Source organism: Clostridium pabulibutyricum (genome assembly GCF_058242705.1).
Map to the genome: position 1 here is coordinate 132,114 of NZ_JBZAYZ010000005.1, position 19,774 is coordinate 151,887.

A 19,774-nucleotide genomic window follows, 5' to 3' on the forward strand; every position below is an offset into this window, starting at 1 on the left:
TATTTAAATATAAAAAGAAGTGAGGTAAAAGAATATGGAATTAAAATATGTAATCCCAAACATGGAAAAGACATTTGGAAACTTAGAATATGCTGGTGAAGGTAATATTGAACAAAGAAGGGTAAATGGGCATAATACAATTTTATCACGTAGCTACAATTTATATTCAGATATTCAAAGGGCAGATGATATTGTTGTTATTCTTCCAACTGAAGCAGGTGAAAAGCATTTTGATGTTGAAAAAAAAGTGAAGCTCGTTAATCCAAGAATTACCGCAGAGGGTTATAAAATTGGAACTCGTGGATTTACAAATTATATTCTTCATGCAGATGACATGGTAGAAGCATAAGGAAAGGAAGGTAAATTTATATGAGATTAGCAAATGGAATTGTTATTGATAAAGAAGCTACATTCGGGAATTTAAAATTTTCTGCTTTAAGACGTGAGGTATATATACAGAATGAAGATGGTACAGTATCGAGTGAAATCAAGGAGCGTACTTATGACTTAAAATCAAGAGGACAAGGAAGAATGATTCAAGTTAGTATTCCAGCAAATGTACCTTTAAAGGAGTTTGACTATAACGCAGAAGTTGAAATAATAAATCCTGTAGCAGATACGGTAGCTAATGCTACTTTTCAAGGTGCAGATGTAGACTGGTATATTAAGGCAGATGATATTGTTTTAAGAAATGTCAAGCAATCGTCAATATCTGGACATAATCAGCATACACAAGAAAAAAAATAATATATTATTGATTGAAATATAAGTATGAATTATAATTATACCAAAGAAGAAAGAATGGATTTGTGAGGCGATAACTATGGCAGAATTGTTGTTTAAAAATTTACCATCACTTTTAAATGATATGGAGCGAAAAGGGTGGATTATTGATTCGTTTCCATTTAGGTATAAAGAAGAAGGATATTTTGTGATATTAACACTTTATAGGGAAGATCAGAAAAAACCAAGTGAATATGCTAAGGCAAAAGTGGAATTTATAAAAAGAAAAAATATAAATGATTCAATTAATGGATATATTGATTTTTATGATGTTCACTTCCATAGTGCAGAAGAATTTTGTAATTTTTTTGGTGTTGAAAAAGGAAATGCAAATAGAGATTTATTTAAAGATTTTTCTAAAATTTTTGCTGATTTTATTCCTAAAGAGAAAAAACTTAATAAAAGTGATATTGAAAAAAGGCTAATAGGAAGTCGCGCCGAGGGAAATAATCCTAAGGCGATATATTGTTATGATGTACACCGCAATGGGAAAAAAAAGAAAGATGGTTCATTAAATCAACGTAGTATTGAAAACAGTAATAAGGCACAATCATTACGACCAGAGTTATATGAACATTATTGTAGTGATATGAATTTAAGCTTTTTCTTTTCAGATAATTTGGAAGATGAAAAAAGCGATGAAGAAATTATGGCTATATTTGCCAATCGATAATTTAAAAATTAAATCAGTAAACAGTTAATTTAAAAAATTAACTGTTTTGTGTTATATAGGAGGATTAATGCAATTAAGTGAACATAAAGGAAGAAGGATTAGAGCCAGCGATAAATCGCTGGTTTTTAATTTTACCACTGTTTCATTAATAGCAATTTTTAGTATGATGTTTTTATTACTTAATGTAAAACAAATATTGCGTATAAATTTGGAAAAGGTAAGTATTCTAAAAAATGGTACTTTACAGCTTCATATCACTTCTTATTTTGTGTTTAGTGTGATTTTTGCAGCGGCAATAAGTTTAATTTCAGCATGGTTATATTATCGTTTCCAATATGATAGAATCAAGCAACTTATGCACCGACAAAAATTAGCAAGAATGATATTAGAAAATAAATGGTATGAAGCAGAACAAGTACAATCAAATAGTTTTTTTAAAGACATACCTTCAGAAAAGACAAAGGAAAGAATAACTCATTTTCCAAAGATGTACTACAGGCTTAAAAATGGCTTGATTCATATTCAAGTAGAAATTATATTAGGTAAATATCAAGACCAGCTATTGCATCTTGAAAAGAAGCTTGAAAGTGGTTTATATTGTGAGCTTACAGATAAGGAATTGAAGGATTCTTATGTTGAATATACGCTACTATATGATACTATAGCAAACCGTATTTCTATTGAAGATGTGCAGGCTGAACATGGAAAGTTAAGGCTAATGAAAAATATCTGGTGGGAATATGATAAACTGCCTCATATGCTTATTGCAGGTGGTACAGGCGGAGGAAAAAGTTATTTTATCTTGACATTGATTGAAGCTCTGCTGCGTACTAATTCTACACTTTATGTTCTTGATCCTAAAAATGCAGATCTTGCAGACTTGGAAGCTGTTATGCCAAATGTTTATTATAAAAAGGATGACATGATTGCTTGCATTAATAACTTTTATGATGGGATGATGAAGCGTAATGAAGATATGAAACAAATGGAAGGATATAAAACAGGTGAAAATTATGCTTATTTAGGATTGCCTGCTAACTTCCTCATTTTTGATGAATATGTTGCTTTCATGGAAATGCTGGGGAGCAAGGAAAGTACCGCAGTTCTTAATAAGTTAAAACAGCTTGTTATGCTTGGAAGACAGTCAGGGTATTTTTTGATTCTTGCATGTCAAAGACCAGATGCGAAATATCTTGGGGATGGGATTCGCGACCAGTTTAATTTTCGTGTAGCTTTAGGTCGTATGTCAGAAATGGGTTATGGAATGATGTTTGGTGAAACTGATAAAGATTTCTTCCTAAAGCAAATTAAAGGAAGGGGGTATGTAGATACAGGTACAAGTGTTATATCTGAATTTTATACTCCTCTTGTACCTAAAGAGCATGATTTTTTAAATGAAATAGGCAAATTGGTTGTAAAAGCAGAGAAAACAGATTAACATTCGGAGAGTATGAGTTTTATGCAAGAAGTGTATTCTATTGAAAATGTTGAGAAAATTATAGGATATTCATGGCTTTAATTAAGCAAGTTAAAATGATAAAAAGCAGGCAGAACGGCTATGCGGCATGCGAAGCGAAAGCCGCAGGGACGGACTGACCTGCTTTTGGTGTGGCGATAGCCACGCCATATAATTAGCCCCCCGTATCTAACAGGGGGGCACAAATACAATAAAAAACAGTTCTAAAATTCTGCAGATACCTTATTATATAAAGGTTTTCTGGATTTTTTAAGGATGTCAACTACAACCCTTTCAGTTGACATCCTTTTTTGATTGGAGGGATGTAGTTGAGTGAAAACAGTTTATGGTTGCAGGAACTAAAGGAAAAGAGAACTTATTATGGCATCTCACAAAACCGTCTGGCAGTTGCAGCTGGAATCACAAGACAGTATCTAAGTGACATTGAAAACGGCAGAGCTTCACCGTCGGAAGACATTAAAGAGACAATCCTAAAATCACTGGAACGCTTCAATCCAGACTCACCCCTTGAAATGCTGTTTGACTATGTTAGGATACGATTTCCTACTGTAAATGTAAAGCATGTTATTGAAGATATACTGCTTCTTAAAATGAAATACATGCTTCATGAGGACTATGGTTTCTATTCCTATGCAGAGCATTATGCTTTGGGAGATATTTTTGTAATGGTATCTCCTGATGAAAGGAAAGGTGTGCTTTTGGAGCTTAAAGGACGAGGCTGTAGGCAGTTTGAAGGATTTCTTCTGGCACAGCACAGAAGTTGGTATGATTTTTTCATGTGTGCGATAAGTGAAGGTGGTGTATTCAAGAGGCTTGACCTAGCCATAAATGACAAGGCAGGTATACTTGATATCCCCAAGCTTACTGAAAAATGTCGAAATGAAGAATGCATTTCAGTGTTTCGCAGTTTTAAAAGTTACCGAAGTGGTGAGCTTATACACCGTGAGGAAAAGGAAGCTATGGGAAATACACTTTATATCGGTTCTTTAAAGAGTGAAATTTACTTTTGCGTATATGAAAAGGACTATGAACAGTACGTGAAAAACGGTGTTCCCATAGAGGAATCAGAAGTCAAAAACCGTTTTGAAATTAGGCTAAAAAATGATAGAGCCTATCATGCAATTATTGACCTTTTGTCATATAAGGACGCCGAGCGTACAGTTTTTTCCATAATAAATCGTTACCTGCGTTTTGTTGACAAAATAGAAAACAAAAGGCGCAGTGAATGGAAAATAAATGAAAACTGGGCATGGTTTATAGGCAAGGATCGTGAAAAACTCAAGCTCACTACCAAACCGGAGCCCTATTCCTTTGCACGTACTTTAAACTGGTTAGGCCGTCAGGTCGCCCCGACATTAAAGGTGGCACTTTTAATTGACCAGATACGTAACACAAACATCATCTATGATATTATACAAAATGCCAGGCTCACAAAAAGACATGAGAAAATACTACAGCAGCAGGTAGATAATGCAGAACAGATGGTAACTAACTGCAGGTGATAAATAGAATTTTATTTGATTATGTAATAAAGGATTATGGAAGGAGAAATGTGTAATGAATTTCGGACAAAATTTGTACAACTGGTTTTTAAGCAATGCCCAGTCTCTTGTACTCATGGCAATTGTAGTAATCGGGCTTTACCTTGGTTTCAAGAGAGAGTTTTCCAAGCTCATAGGTTTTCTTATAATTGCACTTATTGCCGTAGGACTTGTGTTCAATGCTTCTGGTGTCAAGGATGTACTTTTGAACCTGTTTAATAGAGTTGTTGGTGCATAAGGAGGTGAAGGAAGATATGGAAATGCAAGTCTATATCGCTAATATTGGTAAATACAACGAGGGCGAATCAGTGGGTGCGTGGTTCACTCCACCTATAGATATGGAAGATGTCAAGGAACGCATCGGATTAAATGGTGAGTATGAAGAATATGCCATTCATGATTATGAGCTGCCCTTTGATATTGACGAGTACACATCCATTGATGAAATCAACCGTCTGTGCTCTATGGCAGAAGAATTGGAGGGAACTCCCCTTGAGGATGAAATGAGAGAAATTCAGAGAACCTTCTTTGGCAGTTTTGAAGAAATGGTGGAACATAAGGATGATATCATCTATTATCCAGACTGTGATGACATGGAGGATGTCGCCTACTATCTACTTGAGGAATCCGGGAGGCTTGGTGAGATCCCCTCCGATTTACAAAACTATATTGACTATAAAGCCTACGGGCGAGATCTTGAGATTGAAGGAAATTTCCTTGTCACTCCCCATGGGGTTTTTGAATATGCAGGTTAGTTAAAAAGTTTCCAGAAAAGGTGCCAGTACTCTAATTGTCCCCTGTTAATTTATGTACTGGTCCCCTTTCCTATTTGAAAATTAAAAAGAGAAAGGATTGTTACAGGTGAAAAAAATTAAAAGTTATACAAGCATTTGGAATGTGGAGAAGGTCATATATGCCATCAATGATTTTCAGCTGCCTTTTCCAGTTACATTCACACAGATGGCATGGCTTGTCTGCTCCCTACTTCTGGTAGTTATGTTTGCCAATGTTCCGCCTCTTTCGATGATTCACGGTGCACTGCTTAAATATATGGGAATCCCTGCTGCATTTACATGGTTCATGTCACAAAAGACTTTTGACGGTAAAAAGCCTTTTGGATTTTTAAAATCCGTGTTTTCATACATCATCCGTCCGAAGGTCACTTATGCAGGGAAACCAGTAAGACTTAAAAAAGAAATCGCAGACGAAGCCATTACCGCAGTTGGGAGTGAAATTTATGACGTATCCCATTAAATATATTGAAAACAATCTTGTGTTTAATCATGATGGAGAATGTTTTGCTTATTATGAGATGATACCCTACAATTACTCATTTCTCAGCCCTGAAGAAAAATACCAGGTCCATGATAGTTTCCGTCAGCTTATAGCCCAGAGCCGTGATGGAAAAATACATGCCTTACAGATTGCAACAGAATCAAGTATAAGAGTAACACAGGAAAACAGCAAGAGAGAAGTTACGGGAAAATTAAAGGAAGTTGCCTATAAAAAAATAGACCAGCAGACAGAAGCTTTAGTCAGTATGATTGGTGAAAACCAGATTGACTATCGCTTTTTTATTGGCTTCAAGCTCATTTTAAACGAGCAGGAAGTGAGCATTAAAACTATAAGTGAGTCCATAGCTATGACCTTTTCTGATTTTCTACATGAGGTCAATCACAAACTCATGGATGATTTTGTTAGTATGAGCAATAAAGAAATTGACAGATTTATGAAGATGGAAAGATTGCTTAAAAGCAAGATTTCCCGCAGATTCAAATTTAGAAGGTTAAATAAGAATGATTTTGGCTACCTCATTGAACATCTCTATGGAAAGTCAGGTACGCCATATGAGGAATATGAATACCATTTACCTATAAAAAAACTAAAACAGGAAACTCTGGTGAAAAGATATGACATTATAAAACCCACTCGCTGCCTTGTAGAGGAAAAGCAGAGATACTTGAGAATTGAACATGAAGACCAGACTACCTATGTTTCCTATTTCACGATAAATTCCATTGTAAGAGAGCTTGACTTTCCATCTTCGGAAATTTTCTACTATCAGCAGCAGCAATTCACCTTTCCCATAGACACATCCATGAATGTGGAAATTGTCACCAACAAGAAAGCCTTGACTACTGTTAGGAACAAGAAAAAAGAGCTAAAAGATTTGGACAATCATGCCTGGGAGTCCAACAATGATACAGGCAATGATGTTTTAGAAGCCCTTGACAATGTAAATGAGCTGGAAACCAATCTGGATAAAACAAAGGAAGCCATGTACAAGCTTAGCTATGTTATAAGGGTATCAGCTTCAAGTCTTGATGAACTGAAACGCCGTTGTAATGAAGTCATGGACTTCTATGACGATTTAAGCATTAAGCTGGTGCGACCCTTTGGAGATATGCTGGGACTGCATGGTGAATTTCTACCTGCCAGCAAGCGCTACATGAATGATTATATACAGTATGTTACCAGTGATTTTCTGGCCGGTTTGGGCTTTGGTGCCACACAGATGCTTGGAGAAAAAGAAGGAATATACATTGGATATAACCTGGATACAGGACGAAACATGTACTTGAAGCCCAGCCTTGCAGCACAGGGCGTAAAAGGTTCCGTCACCAATGCTCTTGCGGCAGCTTTTCTTGGCTCCCTTGGTGGTGGCAAATCATTTTCTAATAATCTGCTGGTCTATTATGCTGTCCTCTATGGTGGGCAGGCAGTAATAGTTGATCCAAAGTCAGAGCGTGGCAAGTGGAAGGAAACACTGCCGGAAATTGCCCATGAAATCAATATTATTAATCTTACGAGAGAGGAAAGTGACAAGGGACTGCTTGACCCCTATGTGATTATGAAGAAGACAAAGGATGCAGAAAGTTTAGCAATTGACATCCTTACTTTTCTGACCGGAATTTCAAGTCGTGATGGAGAGAAATTCCCAGTTCTTCGTAAAGCTATTCGCAGAGTAACACAAAGTGAAAGTAAAGGACTTTTGTGTGTCATTGACGAGCTGCATAAAGAAAATACAATTGTTGCCAACAGTATCGCCGATCATATAGACAGCATTAAGGACAGTAATCTTGGACAACTGCTATTTTCAGACGGTACTACTATTCAATCCATCAGCCTTGACAAACAGCTTAACATCATACAAGTTGCAGACTTGGTATTACCGGATGCAGAGACAAATTTTAAGGAATATACCACTGTAGAACTTTTGAGTGTAGCTATTCTAATTGTCATAAGCACCTTTGCCCTTGATTTTATTCACTCGGACCGTAGTGTATTTAAAATTGTAGACTTGGACGAAGCATGGAGTTTTCTGCAGGTATCACAGGGTAAAACACTTTCCAACAAGCTTGTAAGGGCTGGCCGTGCCATGAACGCCGGCGTTTATTTTGTAACGCAAAATGCAGATGACTTGCTTGATGAAAAGATGAAAAACAATATAGGACTTAAATTTGCATTTCGTTCCACGGATATCAACGAGATAAAGAAGACACTGGAATTCTTTGGAGTGGACAAGGAGGATGAAGATAACCAGAAAAGGTTGCGAGACCTTGAAAATGGTCAATGCCTAATTTCTGATCTTTATGGCCGTGTAGGTGTAATTCAGGTTCATCCGGTATTTGAAGAACTTCTCCATGCCTTTGACACCCGACCACCGGTTAAGAAAGAGGTGACCTAAATGTATTTTAAAAAGATACAGATAAAAAAGATATGGAAAATCTTCATGGCTATCTTGCTGGTCACTGTAATAGCCTTTCTTTTTTTTACCATTGTTGGAACTGTAGCACATGCGTCAGGTCTTGTAGATGATACAGTAAGTTCCAAAAATGCTTACTCTAAATATCCACTTGGCAATTATCAGCTTGATTTCTATGTGGATAATTCCTGGGACTGGCTGCCCTGGAATTGGACGGATGGAATAGGCAAACAGGTTATGTATGGACTATATGCCATCACCAATTTTATATGGACAATTTCACTTTACCTTTCCAATGCCACAGGATATCTGGTGCAGGAAGCCTACTCACTGGATTTCATTTCCAAGACTTCAGATGCCATTGGAAATAACATGCAGACTTTGGCAGGTATTTTACCAAGTGGCTTTCAAAGTTCCGGTTTTTATGTGGGATTTCTGCTGATTTTTATCCTGATAGTTGGTATATATGTTGCCTATACAGGTCTTATCAAGAAAGAAACTACTAAAGCTGTTCATGCAGTAATTAATTTAGTTGTAGTCTTTATTCTTTCTGCTTCATTTATCGCCTATGCTCCGGACTATATTGATAAAATCAATGATTTTTCATCTGATGTAAGCAACGCCAGCTTATCCATTGGGGGAAAAATTGTCATGCCGGACTCGGAAAGCAAAGGTAAAGATAGCGTAGACATGATAAGGGACAATTTGTTTTCCATACAGGTGCAGCAGCCCTGGCTTCTACTACAATATGACAATTCTGATATGGACAAAATCGGACAAAAGCGAGTTGAAAAGCTGCTTTCTGCTGATCCTGATAAGAATAATGGAAAAGATAGAGAGACAGTTGTAAAAGAAGAAATTGAGGACAAGAACAACATGAATCTTACTATAACAAAGACCATTACACGCCTTGGTATGGTGTTCTTCCTGTTTATCTTTAATATTGGCATTTCCACTTTTGTATTTTTGCTGACGGGTATCATGATATTTTCCCAGATACTTTTCATAATCTATGCCATGTTTTTGCCTATGAGTTTTCTACTGTCCATGATACCTGGTTTTGATAACATGGCAAAGCGTGCCATAATGAAGCTCTTTAATGTAATCATGACACGGGCAGGTATTACACTTATTGTAACTACTGCCTTTTCCATCTCCACAATGCTCTATACCCTATCGGAAGGATTTCCGTTTTTCCTGATTGCATTTTTGCAGATAGTCACATTTGCCGGCATTTATATGAAACTTGGAGATCTGATGGGTATGTTCAACTTGCAGGCAAATGATTCCAAGCAGATGGGACACAGAATATTAAAAAAACCTTATATGCTATTGAACCGAGGGACACGAAGACTAAAAAGGAAAATCGGCCGTATCCTTGTAGCCGGGACAACTGGCGCAGCAGCTGGAGCCATGGCAGGTACAGCAGCTTCCAAGAAATCTGGAAAATCCCGAAGAGCACAGCCTAGTCATAAACGTCCAGCCAGCAGTTCTGATGTATCATTCGAAAATAAACCAAGTTTTGGAGAGAGTGTCGGTGAGAAAATTGGGGCAGTTATGGATACTAAAGATCATATTGCAGATAAAGCAGGCCAAATAAAAGATAAGGCAAAGGATCTACCGTTCAATGCCCGTTATGCCTTATATCATGGAAAAAAGCAAGTATCAGACAAGGTAGTAAAAAATGTGGATGATTTCAAAAGTGGTATAGCAAGAACACTAGAGGATAAAAAGCAAGAACGATCAAAAAACAGAAATCTCCGCCGACAGACAATTGCTAAGCGCCGAATGGAGCTGGACAAAGCACGTCAGCAGAGAACAACAAAGCAGCCTGTAACAGATCAGCCAAATATACAGAGAACATCATCTCCTAGTCCAGTACGTATTAGGCCTGTAACATCCAGGGATATTCCCAAAACAAACAGGGCCAACATGAGTCAAACAAATTCATTTACTGATAGGATGACAACAAACAGTACTGAAGATCCTAACCATCCTTTAGCCAGTATACCAAAATTTACAGAAAATCGTGTTTCTAGTAAAGATTATTTCCATGAAAAAGAGAAAGAATCGGAGTCTGTTTCTCAAAAACCAATTGTAAAGCCTGCTACTTTAAAGCATACCACACAGCAACGTCCAAAAGTCAATGAGCAAGTAGACAGCAGGCAGAAAGGACGCAGAAAATGAAGCTTAAACATTTGATTGTTCTCGGCATGGTCTTTGCTGCCTTACTTTCTCTGCTTATTTTTGTTGCTGTCTTTATTTCAGATGAAGACAGTGGAAATGACAGTTATATTGATCTTGCAGGTTCCAATTTGTCACAGGAAGTGCTGGCGCACAAGTCTATGGTTGAGAAGTATGCCAGGGAATATGGAATTGAAGAATATGTAAGCTATCTGCTTGCCATCATGCAGGTAGAAAGTGGCGGACGAGGCACAGATGTAATGCAGTCAATCGAATCCACAGGAGTGTCACAGAATTCCTTTTCTGTAGAGGAATCCATAAAGCAAGGCTGCAAATATTTTGCAACCTTGCTTGAGTATTCCAAGAAAAAAGGCTGTGATATAAATACTGCTCTCCAATCCTACAACTATGGAGAAGGTTTTATAGAATATGTTGCCGGTTATGGCAAGAAATACACCTTTGAACTTGCAGAGAGCTTTGCAAGAGAAAAATCAGGTGGAAATAAAATAACTTATACAAATCCTGTTGCTGTAAAGAAAAACGGAGGTTGGATGTATGGCTATGGAAACATGTTTTATGTGCCGCTGGTATCACAATATCTTACTGTTACTCGTTTTGATAATGCCACAGTCCAGACAATTATGACAGAAGCCCTTAAATATCAAGGCTGGAAGTATACGTTTGGCGGCAGCAACCCAAACACTTCCTTTGATTGCAGTGGACTGACACAGTGGTGTTTTGGGAAAGCAGGAATTAGACTTCCAAGGACAGCTCAGGAACAGTATGACATGACGCAGCACATTTCTTTATCACAAGCAAAACCAGGTGATCTGGTGTTTTTTCATGGTACCTATAGCGCAGGTACTTACATTACACACGTTGGTATCTATGTTGGAAACAATCGTATGTACAATGCAGGAAATCCTATAGGATATGCCGACCTCACTACTTCATACTGGCGTGAGCATCTAGTAAGTGCAGGTAGAATCAAGAATAAATAGAAAGGAAAATTTAAGATATGAAAATAAGAAAAAAAGAAAAGCAATCTAAATCTAAGACGATACGTGTTATGAAAGTTGGTATCCACAGGAAATCCATCATTTTTCTGTGGGTGCTGCTTATTGGCAGTCTTATCTTTGGTATTTATAAGAACTTTACTGCTATAGATATAAAAACTGTTCATGAAACAAAGGTCATTGAAAAACAGGTAATGGATACCAATCAGATAGAAAACTTCGTAAAGAACTTTGCCAAAGTATATTATTCATGGGAAAATGATCAAAATTCTATAGATACGCGAACAGAAAATCTCAAAGGGTATCTGACTAAGGGATTGCAGGATTTAAATACTGATACCATTCGTAGGGATATACCAACATCTTCCACAGTTAATGATATTCAAATCTGGAAAGTAAAAAAGATAGATAATAATAAATATGAAGTCACTTTTTCTATTGACCAGTTAATAACAGAAGGCACTACGAAAAAGATTGTTGATTCCTCATACGCATTGGTAGTCTATGTGGATAAAGCCGGAAATATGGTAATCATAAAAAATCCAACTATTTGTGGGATTCCTGCAAAGTCAGGTTATGAACCAAAGATACCAGAAAGTGATGGAACGGTGGATGAAGCTACTACGGAGGAAATCAACGAATTCTTAAAGACATTCTTTAAACTCTATCCTACTGCAAGTAAGAAGGAACTATCCTACTATGTAAAAGATGATGTGCTAAAGCCAATTGGTAAGGACTATATATTTTCAGGGCTTATTAACCCGGTGTATCGAAAAGCTGCTGATAAAGTACAAGTATCAGTATCAGTTAAGTATCTGGATCAACAGACAAAAGCAGTACAGATCTCACAGTTTGATTTGACTTCGGATAAGGATAGAAATTGGATGATTGTTAAATAGAAAAATAGCAGCTACATTATTAACAACATAATTTTTATATTCTTATTACAGTAATTTATATCATATAATCGTTAAGTTAATAACATAAAAAGCAATTACCCAACGACTGTGCTTTGGAGCTTGAGAGGAATCTACTCAAACAAATATTAAAGAGTTTAAGTAGGTTCCTCTCCATTTGTGAAAAACATTCTAAATTTTGTTGGTTTGAACTGCAGCTTTTTATTTGATTAATTTGTTTTGAAATCTGTGTTTTTCTCATATTGAAGTGTCTTAATTTCGGCATCGTACCCTATCACTGTTAACTATCTATAAATAGCCTTAATAGGATCCAACTTTGCAGCTTTATATGCAGGAATTATTCCAAAAATTATTCCCACAGCAATAGAAGTACTGGATGCTCCTATCAATATTCCTATTGTTATGACCGGCTTAAAGGACAAAAAATTTCCTAAAATCAAAGATAAAAGATATCCCATGGCTATTCCCAAAATTCCGCCCATACCGGTAATAAATATTGATTCTATCAAAAACTGCCACAGGATTGAAGCAGGTTTTGCACCTATTGCCCTTCTAATGCCTATTTCACGCCGGCGTTCCATAACTGATACATACATTATATTCATTACTCCAATTCCACCCACAAATAAAGATATTCCTGAAACAACAGCTATAAAAGTAGTTATTCCGCTTATTATTTTCTCCAAAGCCTTAGAAACAGCTTTTGGATCCTCTTTTGTGTAACTTCCCTTTACGTCAGGATGGAGGATTTCCAGTTCTTTTTTTACTTTTTTAAATACGGAATCAAAATTAAATCCCTGTTTGATTTTAACGTCAATTGAAGAGATCTCTGTGTCATTTTCCAGAAGATCCTTTGCAAATTTAGGCACATAATCATATTGCATGGACAATAAACCCGAGCCTCCATTTCCAATGCCTATAACTTCAAAATACTCATCTTTTATCTTTATTCCCTTTCCGATTCCTTCGTTTACATCATTTCCAAATAATGCCCTGGCATGGTCTTTTGTAAGTATAACCACATAATGTTTAAAGTCATTGTCTTCCCGGGTTATGCCCCTGCCTGAAACAAGGCCTGGATTTTTGTCATAGTTGTTTACTATCAAAGAAGATTGTTTATTAAAGAAAGTTGCATTTTCAATAACTCCCGTCAAGCCTTCCAATCCATTGCTGCTCTTGCTGACTTGATCCACACCGTCAATACTTTTCAAATCCTGAAAATCTTTATAACTGAAAGCTGTAGCTACTGTTGTGGAATCTAAATCCGAAGGTTCAAAATTAACTGTAAAGGTGTTGACCCCTGTATCTTCAGTTGATTGATTTACCTGAGCCTTTAACCCTTCTCCAATAGAAAGAATGATAACTACAGAACTTATGCCAATAATTATTCCTATCATAGTTAAAAATACTCTAAGCTTATGTGTTCGTAAACTTAAAATTGCACTATATACAAACTCCCATAAATTCATAGGCCCTCCTCCTCAGTAAAAACACCATCTTTGAGAAAAACACAGTGAGTGGCATATTTTTTAAGATCACCATCATGAGTTACCATTATAATAGTCTTATTTTGTTTGTTGAGTTTAGCCAGTATGTCAACAATTTTAAGCCCGGTTCTCCAATCCAGTGCACCGGTGGGCTCATCTGCAAGAATAAGATTGGATTCATTAACAAGTGCCCTGGCAATTGAAATACGCTGCTGCTGCCCTCCGGATAATTCATTTGGATAACTGTTAAATTTGTCTTCCAGCTCCACATCTTGAAGGCTTTTTTTAACTCTGTCAATTCTCTGGCTGCTGGTATACCCTCCATGGTACAGCAGAGGAAGTTCAATATTCTGTGCTACCGTCAAGGATTCTATCAAATAGAACTGCTGAAATATAAAGCCAATATTGCTGTTCCTGAATAAACAGCGCTGATTTTCTCCCATTTTTGTAACATCCTGTCCATCAAAAACATAACTTCCCCTGTCAAAGTTGTCAAGAAGGCCCAGGATATTCAGCAAAGTTGTTTTCCCGCTACCTGATTTTCCCATTATAACCACAAATGAACCCGTGTCTATTTCAAAGTCAAGATCCTTTAAAACCTGCTGCCGGTTTTTATCCTGTCCGTACCATTTACTCAATCCCTTAACTTCCAGAAGATGCTGTGCCAATGCTGTCCCCTTCTTTCATTTCACTTGATGGACTTTTAATAATTTTATCACCAAAATCCAAACCGCTTTTTACCTTCACGTAGGTACTATTATAATTTTCAACTTCCACAGAAACTTTTTGCAGCTTTTTATTTCTTATAAGCCAGACAAATTTATCTTTATTATTGCTGAAAATTGAAGATGAAGGAATTTTAGGCAGTTCATTTTCATCGACAGTGCTTCCCTGTACATGAAAACCGGTGTAGATCTCTTTCTGATTACCTATGTCTATATAAACAGGATAATAGGATATATTGGAACCCGTGGATTGTACTAAATTTGACGAAGTACTGCTATTGCCCTGGTACAACTGCATTTGCGATGGCTCTGTGGAAATGGATCTTATTGTACCATTAAACTCTTTATTTGTACCATAGACATTAATCTTTACCTTTTGATTTACTTTGAGCTTTAACACGTCTTTTTCACTGACATTGGCTATCACCTGCATTTTAGGATCAATCAGCGTCAAAATGATTTTGCTGGTATTATCTCCGTTATTTTCGTCTATGGAAACAACTCCATCGAAGGGAGCTGAAATTGTGGCATAACGTTTATCTTTAATGTCATTCATCTGCTGCTGAAGGCTTGATTTTTGGCTGTTGATTTGAGTTGACTGAAGATTACTTTGACCAGTAGATTGGTTGTCCATGCCGTTAAGCTGCTGCTGGAGAGTCTCATATTGCTCAATCATCTGTTCATTCTTATAGTTAAACAAGGTTTGTCCTTTTTTTACCTGCTGCTTGTCTTTAACACTTATTTTGTCAAGAGTTCCTTTAGCTGCATCTTCAGTAAAGCTTACCTTTTTTAAATATTGAACTTCTCCATCTAAAAATATATTCTGCTGTGACGGAACAGTATATACATCATGTTTCACATTTTTCTTATTTATACTTTGTTTGTTATGATTCAAAAAAAATAGTAAAAATAATGTACTAAATACAAAAATAATAGAAATAGTAATTAATATTTTTTTTTTTTCTTCCATTAAGTTCATCTCCTTATGCTTTTAAATTATACATTCTACATTATGTTGTACAATTCCTTTCTTAATTTCATAATAATGTAATTATTTCATTTAAGTATACTGTTCTAATTTTATTTTTATGAGATTATTTGATTAGTTCTATTAGCATATATCTTATATTATCAGTTCAATTTTTTTAATCATGTAAAACATTTAATATATTTATATTATGTTAATATCATTCTTAAATTATGACATTATATAACATATATTTATATAATTTTCTTTTAAATGATTATATTTGAAGTAAATAATAATAAATACATAATATGATATTATTGACATAATAGTTTGTACAATTTATACTATAAATATAGTAAGAAGATACTTCATATCATGAGAAGGGAGATGAAATACAGTTATGGAAGTAACTATAGAAAAAAAGACAAATAAGTATTATAAAAATACAATAAAAACAGTATTATCATTAGCAATAATGTTTTTTGTATTTATTATAACAGGCTCTTCCTTAATAGCAGCTGTATTAGGGACTACAGTTCTCAAGGTAGGAGAAGTATTGAAAGTTATATATGATGCCTATAGAGCAGGTCGAAGCATTAGTGCAGCAGTTTCTGCAGTAATGGGACCAGGAGCCGCAGCTGGTTTTTTGATTAGTGTTCTTGTTGGCTATGGAATTAGCGTAGTAATGAATAGTCCGGGATTAAAATCATATTAAAATTAATATGATTTTACAAATGTTTGTTTTAGATTATTAAAGCATATATTATTTAACTAAAAATTTTAATTGATTCTTAAATTTTGTAAATAGAATTAAAGCACATAACAAAAGCTTTCAGCGTAAAATCTATAATTATATAATGCAAAATAAAAATAAATTAGCTGATTTTTTAAAGATATGAAAATCTTCTTGCTATAATATAAACTTATTGGAGATGTTTATGAAATTATTTAAAAAATTTATGGAAAGCAAGATTACGTCAAGTATATTAATTATTTGTCTAAGTTTTATTTCAATAATACAAACTATTAATACCTTAAACAAAAATACTTTAACATTATCAATGATATATTTTACTATTATATTTTCATCAGTATTAATTATAATTAATATATTTTTCACTTACTTTTTTAACTTATTTATATATAAATTTATAGTTGGGAAAAACTTCTCTAATAAAATAATATTTCTAAATATTATTTTATTTCAGCTATTTTTTAATACACTTTTTATTATATTTGTTAAGAATGTATTTCATATAGATACTTACTGGATTTTAGTATTTAATCCAATTTATTTATGTATCCAATATATATTATATTTATATTTAATTAAGTATGAATTTGCTTCTTCAAAAAGAGCATTAGTGTATATAGCAGTGAATTTAATATTCCCAATAGTGTTTCACTTTATTAAAATTCAATAAATAAGTTTAATTTAGGAGACTTTAAATGATAAAGGATTATTTAATTATACTAAAATTAAGAAATATGTTTCAATATAGAAAATTTTATAATAAATGGGGTAATGATCTACCGTTCGTAAATAAAACAATTTATTATATATATAAATTGTTTATTATAATACTTATATATATTCTTTCAATATCTACATTTTACATATTACAATATATACTTAAGTTAAATGCTATGAGTTATTTTTATTTAACATTCTTATTTATATTTTTGTTATATATTGCTTTTTATTATTCTAGAATAGAGTATAATGACAATCAATTTAAATTTATTTCATTTATAAAAAATAGAATGTTTTCAAAAGATGAAATTATTAGGAATACATATATGTTGATTAAATATGATTTAATTAACATAATAACTATATTAATATTTATATTTTTAAATTATTTTGTATTAAAATATAGAATAATTAAAAATATAAATTGTAAGGAAGTACTCGCATGTATTAATATTTTCTTAATTTTAGTTTATATATCGATTGAAAAAGTTACTAATTCCTATAAAAAATATATTATAGGTGAAATATCAAAAAATAGTTTTAAAAAATATATAGCGTATGTAGTTCTTTTAATAATATATGTATTTATAAGATTTTACAATTTAAGGCTAATATTTAATTACAATTTATTACACAATTTAAATAACATATATTTAGCAAGTATTAAATATTTAAATAGTATTAATACTTATTATTTAAATATAATAATTCTAATATTAAATTTATTTTATTTTATATTCTTTATAGTTTTGAGAAAAAACGATAATGATTTTGGCAAGAAAGAAATATATAACGAAAAAAATATATGGCTTCACAATATATTAAATAAAGAGCATTCTATAAAGAAGGATTTTTTCGAAAAGGAAGTAAAAAATAAGTTAATTTTAATGATAATAATAACAATAATAGTATTTATTGTACAGATATCTTTATTAAAAAAAACACTAATCATTTCTTTTTGCTTAAGCTTTTTATTTACTCAATATAATCAAAGGTATCTTTTATCAGATAAATTTTTAGATTATATGAAATTATTTAATGTAGATGATAAAATATTTTACTCTATAGATAAAGAACTTATAAAGATGCAATTATTAATTGCAATAATTTTTATTTTAAGCATACAAAATATTGCTTTTATATCATTTTTGTATATATTAATTGGTATTTGTTTTTTCTTAATAAATATTATAATTAATACTTTAATATATGATAATGGTCTAAATCTAAAATATTCTAATGTTGAAAAAATGAATTTAACAGAAAAATTTTCTGGAGTTTTTTATATAGTAGAGCTATCATTAATACTATTATTATAGGAGATATTATGATAATAAATAAAAAACAAATAAAAAAGATTCTTATTATTAACGTATCTTTTTGGATACTACCAGCAGTATTTATAATAATATCATTGTTTTCTAATTATGCTAATATTTTGTCTAAAGACTATATTAATTTTATGAAGATAAATATATACAAAATATTATTGTCAAATTTAGGATTTTATATATGCCTTATATTATTAGGTTTTATACATAAAAAACTTCCTTATGTATTATTTTATTACAATTCTATTATATTTACAGGAAGTTCTATAATTTATCTTGATACAAATAAGTTATCACTTTACTTAATTAAAATTATTCCACATGGTATATTAGAAATAATGGGATTATCTATTGCTACTTATATAGGCATTAATTTGAAAAATGAAGAATCTAAGAATAATTTTGTATTATTTATTATAGGTATATTTTTAATAATAATATCAGCAATAATTGAAGTTAAAATATCTTATAAAATATAAAAAAATATAAAAAGTGAAAGGAGGGGTTTTATTGAGATTAGTAAATTTAAGTAAAAAATACAAAGATACTGTGTTTGAAAACATAAATTATACTTTTAATCAAGGGAACATATACAGTATATTTGGTAAAAATGGAGTTGGAAAAACTACACTTTTAAATATAATATCAGCATTTATTAAATCTGATCAAGGATATATTGAATATAGCAAAGATGAAGAAAAAATTGTATTTATAGGCGAAAATCCCATTCCATTTGAACTACTTACAGGTGAAGAATTCATAAATGTTACTTTAAAATTTAAAAGAATTCATACTAATAAAGACACCATAAATAGGCTTTTTAAAGAATTTGAAATATATGATTTTAAAAATACTGTTATAGTTAATTATTCTAAAGGTATGAAATTTAAATTACTTATTATACTTATTATACTTATTAATCCTAAGGTTTTAATTTTAGATGAACCTTTTACTGATATTGATCTGATTACAATAGAAAAAGTAAAAAATATATTTTATAAAATTAAGTTAAATGGACTAATAATATTTTCAACTCATGTACCTAATATTGCATTTAAATTAAGTAATAAAATATTATATCTAACAGATAAAAAATTAATTGAAATAAACAACAATTTTAAAACAATCGAAGATATGAATAACTACATTCTACAATTAATGAAATGATATGTTAAATATGATAACTCTTAACTATAAATACTTAGGCAATTAACTAAATAAAAAAATTATGAAGTAAATACAATCATAATTGTCTTAAAAATTAGTAAAGTGACTATCAAATTTATAAAATAAATCGCTAAAGACAAGAAAATTTCCCTATACTCAAATTGATAAACACATATAAATTAGATATAATAACTATATACAAGAGATAAGAAATATTAGGTAATGTCAATAATTATAATGAAGAATTCAAAGCAGATGCAATAAGACTTATATCAGAAGGAAGAAGAGTAATCTTAAGTGTATTAAAAGATTTAGAAATGAAC

Annotated in this window: 19 protein-coding genes; 16 read left to right on the plus strand and 3 right to left on the minus strand. The window is 32.7% G+C overall.

Going from position 1 to position 19,774, the window contains the following annotated elements:
- Nucleotides 1-34 precede the first annotated feature (34 nt).
- The 12 genes from AC4CVH_RS07945 to AC4CVH_RS08000 all read left to right on the plus strand — a co-directional run bounded on the left by AC4CVH_RS07945 (nt 35) and on the right by AC4CVH_RS08000 (nt 12,279).
- Nucleotides 35-349, plus strand: coding sequence for a YdcP family protein (locus AC4CVH_RS07945; protein WP_490787217.1), 315 nt, complete (start codon nt 35-37; stop codon nt 347-349).
- 20 nt (nt 350-369) lie between these two features.
- Nucleotides 370-747, plus strand: a complete 378-nt coding sequence (locus AC4CVH_RS07950) for a YdcP family protein (RefSeq protein WP_490787218.1) — start codon at nt 370-372, stop codon at nt 745-747.
- A 76-nt stretch (nt 748-823) separates the two neighbouring features.
- Nucleotides 824-1,456: a DUF6037 family protein gene (locus AC4CVH_RS07955; protein WP_490787219.1), complete on the plus strand. Its 633-nt coding sequence runs from the start codon at nt 824-826 to the stop codon at nt 1,454-1,456.
- A gap of 67 nt (nt 1,457-1,523) precedes the next feature.
- On the plus strand, nt 1,524-2,894 hold the full coding sequence (locus AC4CVH_RS07960; protein ID WP_490787220.1) for an FtsK/SpoIIIE domain-containing protein: 1,371 nt from the start codon (nt 1,524-1,526) through the stop codon (nt 2,892-2,894).
- A 347-nt stretch (nt 2,895-3,241) separates the two neighbouring features.
- Nucleotides 3,242-4,435, plus strand: a complete 1,194-nt coding sequence (gene mobT, locus AC4CVH_RS07965) for a MobT family relaxase (RefSeq protein WP_490787221.1) — start codon at nt 3,242-3,244, stop codon at nt 4,433-4,435.
- A gap of 55 nt (nt 4,436-4,490) precedes the next feature.
- Nucleotides 4,491-4,712: a hypothetical protein gene (locus tag AC4CVH_RS07970; RefSeq protein ID WP_063600943.1), complete on the plus strand. Its 222-nt coding sequence runs from the start codon at nt 4,491-4,493 to the stop codon at nt 4,710-4,712.
- Nucleotides 4,713-4,728: 16 nt separating this feature from the next.
- Nucleotides 4,729-5,229 (plus strand): antirestriction protein ArdA, encoded by a 501-nt coding sequence (locus tag AC4CVH_RS07975; protein ID WP_490787222.1) that lies wholly within the window; start codon nt 4,729-4,731, stop codon nt 5,227-5,229.
- Nucleotides 5,230-5,335: 106 nt separating this feature from the next.
- The gene (locus AC4CVH_RS07980; RefSeq protein WP_490787246.1) at nt 5,336-5,728 is read left to right on the plus strand and encodes a conjugal transfer protein; all 393 of its coding nucleotides are present in this window, start codon (nt 5,336-5,338) and stop codon (nt 5,726-5,728) included.
- Nucleotides 5,712-8,162 carry a conjugal transfer ATPase TcpF gene (gene tcpF / locus AC4CVH_RS07985; RefSeq protein WP_490787223.1) on the plus strand — a complete coding sequence of 817 codons (2,451 nt, stop codon included), beginning with the start codon at nt 5,712-5,714 and terminating at the stop codon, nt 8,160-8,162. Before AC4CVH_RS07980 ends, tcpF begins: the two co-directional genes overlap by 17 nt.
- Nucleotides 8,163-10,367, plus strand: coding sequence for a CD3337/EF1877 family mobilome membrane protein (locus AC4CVH_RS07990; RefSeq protein ID WP_490787224.1), 2,205 nt, complete (start codon nt 8,163-8,165; stop codon nt 10,365-10,367).
- A complete protein-coding gene (locus AC4CVH_RS07995; protein WP_490787225.1) occupies nt 10,364-11,365 on the plus strand; it encodes a bifunctional lytic transglycosylase/C40 family peptidase in 1,002 nt (333 codons plus the stop codon). Before AC4CVH_RS07990 ends, AC4CVH_RS07995 begins: the two co-directional genes overlap by 4 nt.
- A 17-nt stretch (nt 11,366-11,382) precedes the next feature.
- Nucleotides 11,383-12,279: a conjugal transfer protein gene (locus tag AC4CVH_RS08000; RefSeq protein ID WP_490787226.1), complete on the plus strand. Its 897-nt coding sequence runs from the start codon at nt 11,383-11,385 to the stop codon at nt 12,277-12,279.
- Between the two features lie 302 nt (nt 12,280-12,581).
- Here AC4CVH_RS08000 and AC4CVH_RS08005 read toward each other — a convergent pair whose 3' ends face one another.
- The 3 genes from AC4CVH_RS08005 to AC4CVH_RS08015 are packed head-to-tail and all read right to left on the minus strand — an operon-like array spanning nt 12,582 to nt 15,479.
- Nucleotides 12,582-13,766, minus strand: a complete 1,185-nt coding sequence (locus AC4CVH_RS08005; protein ID WP_490787227.1) for an ABC transporter permease — start codon at nt 13,764-13,766, stop codon at nt 12,582-12,584.
- Nucleotides 13,763-14,452, minus strand: a complete 690-nt coding sequence (locus AC4CVH_RS08010) for an ABC transporter ATP-binding protein (RefSeq protein WP_490787228.1) — start codon at nt 14,450-14,452, stop codon at nt 13,763-13,765. The genes AC4CVH_RS08005 and AC4CVH_RS08010 overlap by 4 nt, the downstream gene beginning before the upstream one ends.
- Nucleotides 14,427-15,479, minus strand: a complete 1,053-nt coding sequence (locus tag AC4CVH_RS08015; RefSeq protein WP_490787229.1) for an efflux RND transporter periplasmic adaptor subunit — start codon at nt 15,477-15,479, stop codon at nt 14,427-14,429. The genes AC4CVH_RS08010 and AC4CVH_RS08015 overlap by 26 nt, the downstream gene beginning before the upstream one ends.
- A 400-nt stretch (nt 15,480-15,879) precedes the next feature.
- Here AC4CVH_RS08015 and AC4CVH_RS08020 point away from each other — a divergent pair, with 400 nt between their 5' ends.
- From AC4CVH_RS08020 to AC4CVH_RS08035, 4 genes are all read left to right on the plus strand, one after another.
- The gene (locus AC4CVH_RS08020) at nt 15,880-16,194 is read left to right on the plus strand and encodes a hypothetical protein (RefSeq protein WP_490787230.1); all 315 of its coding nucleotides are present in this window, start codon (nt 15,880-15,882) and stop codon (nt 16,192-16,194) included.
- Nucleotides 16,195-16,928: 734 nt separating this feature from the next.
- Nucleotides 16,929-18,272: a hypothetical protein gene (locus tag AC4CVH_RS08025; protein ID WP_490787231.1), complete on the plus strand. Its 1,344-nt coding sequence runs from the start codon at nt 16,929-16,931 to the stop codon at nt 18,270-18,272.
- A gap of 8 nt (nt 18,273-18,280) precedes the next feature.
- Entirely contained in the window at nt 18,281-18,763 is a 483-nt protein-coding gene (locus tag AC4CVH_RS08030) for a stage II sporulation protein M (protein ID WP_490787232.1), read from the plus strand.
- Nucleotides 18,764-18,794: 31 nt separating this feature from the next.
- The gene (locus tag AC4CVH_RS08035) at nt 18,795-19,451 is read left to right on the plus strand and encodes an ATP-binding cassette domain-containing protein (RefSeq protein WP_490787233.1); all 657 of its coding nucleotides are present in this window, start codon (nt 18,795-18,797) and stop codon (nt 19,449-19,451) included.
- Nucleotides 19,452-19,774: the final 323 nt, after the last annotated feature.